Genomic DNA, 6,247 nt, shown 5'->3' on the forward strand with positions numbered 1-6,247 from the left:
CGTTACAACCCTGCATGGGCACGTTCATGTTATAATAGAGCGTTGGGGTATGGCCGATATAAATTTCATTGTAGAGTAATAAACGTTTCGGATAAAGTACCRAATCTTTTTTGATCCTCTTATCCATAGTCAGGGCCATTTCCCAAAGTGTTCTATCCCACGAATAATTGGAAGAATAACGTTCTTTTTCAGGACCGTGCATGGAAGAAAAACCGGCGTGAATAAAGAGGTTGTTATGCTCATCCACGTAGTAATCTTTCATGCGTTCAAAGAAATTTAGATGTTTTTGCTTCACCGGATCAGGTAAGTTTTTATAACTTTCGATGGTTAATTTACCACCGTGAACAAACCAAACATCATCTACAATACCTTTTTCCAACCAATCGATACACCAAGCATCGTGATTTCCTTTGATAAAAATGCACTGATGACTTTCTTCCAATTGCATCATGTAATTGATTACTTGCGCCGATTCACTCCATCCATCCACATAATCGCCAAGAAAAATCAGTTTGTCATCTTTTGTTACATCTGCACGCTCGAATAGCTGAACTAAACCTTTTAATCCCCCGTGTATATCACCTATTGCTAATGTTCTGCCCATGTTAAAACGTTATATATTCAACGGGCACAACATCTGTAAGCCACACATTGTTAGCTGATAAATAAAATTTATAGCCTGCCCTATGCATCTCTCCACTATTAATGGTAAGGATAACCGGTTTTCCCCTCCTGCCACCTACTTTATTGGCCGTTTCTCTATCGGCACTTAAATGCACATGCTGCCGCGTCATTTTTTGAAGTCCCTGCGATTTAATATCCGACAGGAACTTTTCAACTGTACCATGATAGAGATATTCTAGTGGTTCTGCTTCATCAAGGTTTAGCTCTATTGAAATGGAATGCCCCTGGCTTGCCCGGATCTTGGTTTTACCTTCGTTGAAAGCAAATCTCTTTTTGTCGTTATTTTCGACAATGTAGTCAAGCTGTTCAAAATCTATTCTCTTATCATAGAGGTCAAATTTGGTAATCAGTTCATTCACGTCAGCCCAACCATTTTCATCGAGCTTTAAGCCTATGGTTTCTGGCGAGTGCCTCAAGATATAACTTAGCAGCTTACTGATTCCTTTGGTTATTTTGTTGTCCATGATGATCTTAATATTAATTCATTGGCTTTTGTAGGCAGCGTTCATAATTTTCATTTTCGAAACACACAAAAACTACCTTTTCAATTTTTTCCTTGTCAACGAAATTAAGATGACAATGCCAGTATCTGTTGCTTTACCTTCAGGAAAATGATTAAATAGCTGTGCTGCTGTTAGGGGAAACCTTAACATTGTTTTCAACTGCAAGCGCTAAACTATTGATTAAATTCTACCTGAATTTCTTCATCGCAGCCCAAAGTTTTTCGTCCATACCATAAACATCAGGTCTGTATTCAATCTTATCATTTTGCGACCAGGCAGTAATGTAGGTAATAATTAATGGAACATTTTTCTTTGGGGCAAACCAAGCTGGTTTTAATTGAAATGCTTTGGTTGTATCGGCCTTTTGTGCCATACGTTTTTTATACCATTTTACATGTGTACTATCTATCGGTGGTAAATCTACTTCTGCCCTAAGCTTATCATAAGTGTAAGAATCTTTAACCAAGAGTTCGGCAAATTCTAATGGCTTTTCGATGCGTACACAGCCATGACTTATAGCCCGATTAGTCAGGTTAAATCCGTTCTTATTATTGGTATCGTGCAGGTAAATACTCGAGCTATTATCGAAGATAAATTTGAACTTTCCTAAAGCGTTTCCACCGCCAGATCCTTGTTTAAATTTAAAGGGTAATTTATCACGCGAATACCTATTCCAATTGATGGTATCAGGTTCACCAATTAGTTTGTCTTTATAGTAAACTTTAATGTTGCTGTTCGATAAATAATATGGATCTTTTCTGGCCATCCAATAGATCTCACTTTGCGCAATGCTGACCGGAATATTCCAGATTGGATTGGCCTGAATGGAATTGATTTTACTGAACAATAAAGGTGTCTCATGGTTCTTCGGTTTATCATCCAGATTGCCCGATTTTGCAAAGGCTTTTAACTTCTCTTCGTAACCATTTTCGCGCCGCCCGCCAACACAAACTTTCATTGTAATTACGGTATCTTGTTTATCCAGCCAGGTTAACCTAAAATCAGGGATATTTACCTGCACATAATTATCGCCAGTCTCAGGCATTTTCCAACGGAAGCGCTCCATATTTAGCAGTAAAATCCGTTTCTCATCGTAAGCATCTGTATTCAAATAGGCGGCCTGCAAAGCTTTATATTGAGCCGATTTGGGCTGAACAGATCTGAGTGTGTCCAACAGGTTCACACTATTCAAAAGATTGGTCATCCCAACGCTGTCCGGACGTTTAACTTTAATGTAGTAGCGCGAAAATATATTACGGGGATTTACCACCCCAAATTTTAAATAGTTTGTATAATTTAAATAGGCATTGGCCGATAGTAATTCTAGTTTCGCTATAACCGGATAACTTTCTTCTACCTTTTTAAACTTGTTTGCTGTTAATTCATCTAATAAGCTTTTAATCTCGTCTCCTTTAAAAATCTTCGGATTGAAGCCATGAACCTTACTTTCGTTTAAATAGCTTACCAGCGAATCTAAGTTTCCATTGATATAAAATCTGGTAACAAGCACAGGCTGACGATGATTATCGGCATAATAACCTTTAATTGTTTTCGGATTTACAAATTTGTCTGAAAGACTATCCAAAGTCTTTACAAAAATGCTATCATAAGCTACAGTATCGAAATCTTTATAAATTTTATTCTTAAAATGTTCAGATAACACCTTACCTATCTCTGGAGGGCTCTTAAACCATCCACAGGCAGAAACAAACAAAATAAGGGGGAAAATTAGAAAGCGAAACTTTTTCAACACGTAAAATTTTAGTACAAAATAAGGGTTATTGGCAATAAAAACAGCATAATGGCAAATTAAGTGCCATTATTTTTTGTTTTACCATTTCAAACGCTATATTTGCCAGCGCTTATCAGCTAAAGCATTGATACTGGCAGAAATAATTTATGAATTTAACTTTGAACCATCACTTACATTTACACCATCGCCGATAGGCGATATGATATGTTTGTTTTGTACTTCAAAACTTTTTTCCGTAAAATAATTTCTTGTTCACTCTATATTCAATACTTTGAAAACACTTAAAATCGCTATCCAGAAGTCGGGTAGGTTAAACGAAAAATCTGTAGAAATACTTAAAAATTGTGGTTTATCTTTCGAAAACTACAAAAGCTCACTCATCTCAACCGTTACCAATTTTCCTTTAGAAATTCTTTTCCTCCGGGATGATGATATTCCTGAATATGTACAGGATGGCATTGCCGATTTGGGTATAGTTGGAGAAAACGTAATTGTAGAAACCAAAGCTGAGGTAGATTATCTACAAAAATTAGGCTTCGGAAAATGCACCTTAAAAATTGCTGTTCAGGCAACCAGTAATATCCAAAAACTGGAAGAGTTAAATGGCAAAGCGATTGCTACTTCTTACCCGGTAATCCTCGAAAAATTCTTACAGGAAAAAGGCATAAAATCTGATATCAGAACCATTTCAGGATCGGTAGAAATTGGTCCGGGCTTAGGCTTAAGTGATGCTATTTTTGATATCGTATCAACAGGTGGAACACTAAAAAGCAACGGACTAAAACCTTTCGCTGATGTGATGCAATCTGAAGCCGTTTTAATCGGAAATAAATCAATAGCTGATAATCCTGAAGTTGCAGAATTGCTTCAACGCATCCGCTCTGTACTTAGCGCAAAATCTAATAAATACGTGGTGCTAAATGTATCAAAAGATAACCTTCAAAAAGTAGTCGATTTACTTCCGGGCGTAAAAAGCCCAACGGTAGTTCCACTTTTCGAACCAAACTGGGTTGCTGTTCACTCTGTAATTGCCGAGGAAGATTTCTGGGATAAAATAAACAGTTTAAAAGCAGCAGGTGCTGAAGGTATTTTGGTAATGCCAATCGAGAAAATAATCAAGTAAAATCGTTTAAATTCACGTTAACTATTAGTTAATTTAAAATTATAAAACATTGAAAATCTACAATTATACAGATTTATCTAAATCAAAAATTGAAGAACTTTGTTCGAGGCAAATTGAAGACGATAAACTGGTTGAAGAACGGGTAACCGACATCATCAGCACCGTAAAAAAAGATGGCGACCAGGCACTTTTTAACTTTGCAAAAGCATTTGACAAAGTTAATTTAGAGAAACTGTTTTTGGATACTGAAGAATTAAAAGCGATTGCATCTACCATTCCCGCAGAAGCAAAAAAGGCGATTGATACCGCTTACCAAAACATCAAAACTTTTCACCAGTCGCAGTTAAAAACTGAAGATAAAATCGAAACGATGCCAGGCGTTGTATGCTGGCGCGAATCGAGGGCAATTGAAAAAGTAGGACTTTATATCCCAGGAGGAACAGCCGTTTTACCGAGTACTTTTTTAATGCTTGCCACTCCCGCCATCATCGCAGGCTGTAAAGAAATCGTGGTGTGCTCTCCCCCGCAAAGTGATGGCAAAACCAATTGTTATCTGGCCTACTGTGCGGTGCTTCTGGGCATCGAAAAAGTATTCCTGATTGGGGGTGCACAAGCTGTTGCAGCAATGGCTTTCGGAACGGAAAGTGTACCACAGGTATATAAGATTTTTGGTCCTGGTAACCGTTATGTAACTACGGCAAAAACAATGGTTCAAAACAAAGTAGCCATTGATATGCCTGCAGGACCATCAGAGGTGTTGGTTATTGCTGATGATACTGCCAATCCGTCATTTATTGCTGCAGATCTACTCGCGCAGGCAGAACATGGAACTGATAGTCAGGCTATTTTAGTGGCTACTTCAAATCAGATCATTGCTGATACGTTAAAAGAAATTGAAAATCAGCTTAATATCCTCCCAAGGAAAGACATTGCAGCAAAAGCAATAGCCAATTCTTATGCAGTTTTTGCTAAAAACCTGGATGAGGCGATGCAATTTTCAAATGAATATGCACCAGAGCACCTAATATTGGCTACCGAACATTTCCAAAGCCTTATTCCATCGATTATCAATGCTGGATCGGTGTTTTTAGGCAACTTTACGCCAGAAAGTGTTGGCGATTATGCCTCTGGAACCAATCATACTTTACCAACCAGTGGTTTTGCTAAGGCTTATTCGGGCGTATCAACAGATGCTTTTCTGAAAAAAATCACTTTCCAGCATTTATCCCACGAAGGGTTGAGCAACATTGGCAATACGGTTGAAATACTTGCGGAAGCCGAGGGATTAGATGCGCATAAGAATGCAGTAAGTATTAGATTGAACTTTGAGTCCGWGGTCGGAAGTCCAAAGTCCGAAGATAACAGAGCATAGAATAAGAATTAACAATCGGTGAAATCACCTAATCTGTGTAATCAAACCGAAGGAAACCAACAAACCATTAAAATGGACATTAACGATTTAGTAAGAGAAAATATAAAAAACCTTCGCCCCTACTCTACCGCTAGGGATGAATTTAAAGGTCAGGCATCAGTTTTTTTAGATGCAAATGAAAACAGTTATGGTTCGCCACTTCCGGCAAATTACAACCGTTATCCTGATCCATTGCAGCTTGATCTGAAAGATGCAATCAGCAAAATAAAAGGTGTGCCGATTGAAAATACTTTTTTAGGCAACGGCAGCGACGAGGCGATAGATTTATTGTTCCGTGCTTTTTGTAATCCTGGAAAAGACAACGTAATTGTGCTGCCACCAACCTATGGAATGTACGAGGTTTCGGCCAACATAAACGATGTAGAAATACGCAAAGTTAACCTGCTTCCGAACTTCCAATTGGATATGGAAAAGATCGCAGAAACGATCGATAAAAACACAAAATTAATCTTCATTTGTTCGCCAAATAATCCGACTGGAAATTCGATAAATCGCGAAGATATTGAAACAATTTTAGCCAACTTTAATGGCATCGTTGTAGTTGACGAAGCGTACATTAATTACGCCCGTCAGAAGACCTTTATTCAAGAGCTAACCGAATACGGAAACCTGGTGGTTTTGCAAACTTTTTCGAAAGCTTGGGGGCTTGCCGCTTTACGTTTAGGCATGGCATTTTCTTCGACAAAAGTGATCGATGTTCTGAATAAAATTAAACCACCATACAACATCAATCAGGCTACACAGGACTTAGC

General features: G+C 38.1%; 6 protein-coding genes. 3 read left to right on the top strand and 3 right to left on the bottom strand.

Annotated features, from left to right (window positions below):
• From AC1DPQ_RS14545 to AC1DPQ_RS14555, 3 genes are all read right to left on the bottom strand, one after another.
• A partial coding sequence (locus tag AC1DPQ_RS14545) for a metallophosphoesterase (protein WP_477609927.1) occupies window positions 1-604 on the bottom strand: 604 nt, incomplete at its 3' end.
• Between the two features lies 1 nt (window position 605).
• Window positions 606-1,148, bottom strand: a complete 543-nt coding sequence (locus AC1DPQ_RS14550; RefSeq protein ID WP_477579272.1) for an RNA 2'-phosphotransferase — start codon at window positions 1,146-1,148, stop codon at window positions 606-608.
• Window positions 1,149-1,374: 226 nt separating this feature from the next.
• Window positions 1,375-2,937 (bottom strand): L,D-transpeptidase family protein, encoded by a 1,563-nt coding sequence (locus tag AC1DPQ_RS14555; RefSeq protein WP_477609929.1) that lies wholly within the window; start codon window positions 2,935-2,937, stop codon window positions 1,375-1,377.
• Between the two features lie 274 nt (window positions 2,938-3,211).
• Between AC1DPQ_RS14555 and hisG the strand changes: the two genes are divergently transcribed.
• The 3 genes from hisG to AC1DPQ_RS14570 form a co-directional block, all read left to right on the top strand.
• On the top strand, window positions 3,212-4,063 hold the full coding sequence (gene hisG, locus AC1DPQ_RS14560; protein WP_029278663.1) for an ATP phosphoribosyltransferase: 852 nt from the start codon (window positions 3,212-3,214) through the stop codon (window positions 4,061-4,063).
• Window positions 4,064-4,112: 49 nt separating this feature from the next.
• Window positions 4,113-5,435 (top strand): histidinol dehydrogenase, encoded by a 1,323-nt coding sequence (gene hisD, locus AC1DPQ_RS14565; RefSeq protein ID WP_477609931.1) that lies wholly within the window; start codon window positions 4,113-4,115, stop codon window positions 5,433-5,435.
• Between the two features lie 72 nt (window positions 5,436-5,507).
• Window positions 5,508-6,247, top strand: a 740-nt coding sequence (locus tag AC1DPQ_RS14570; RefSeq protein ID WP_477609933.1) for an aminotransferase class I/II-fold pyridoxal phosphate-dependent enzyme, incomplete at its 3' end; no start/stop codon positions are given.

This window comes from Pedobacter sp. 01T416_2 (genome assembly GCF_056398925.1).

Bases quoted from the DNA above. Each gene is read 5' to 3' on its own strand.
- AC1DPQ_RS14550 (WP_477579272.1), bottom strand. From the start codon at position 1,148: ATGGACAACAAAATAACCAAAGGAATCAGTAAGCTGCTAAGTTATATC.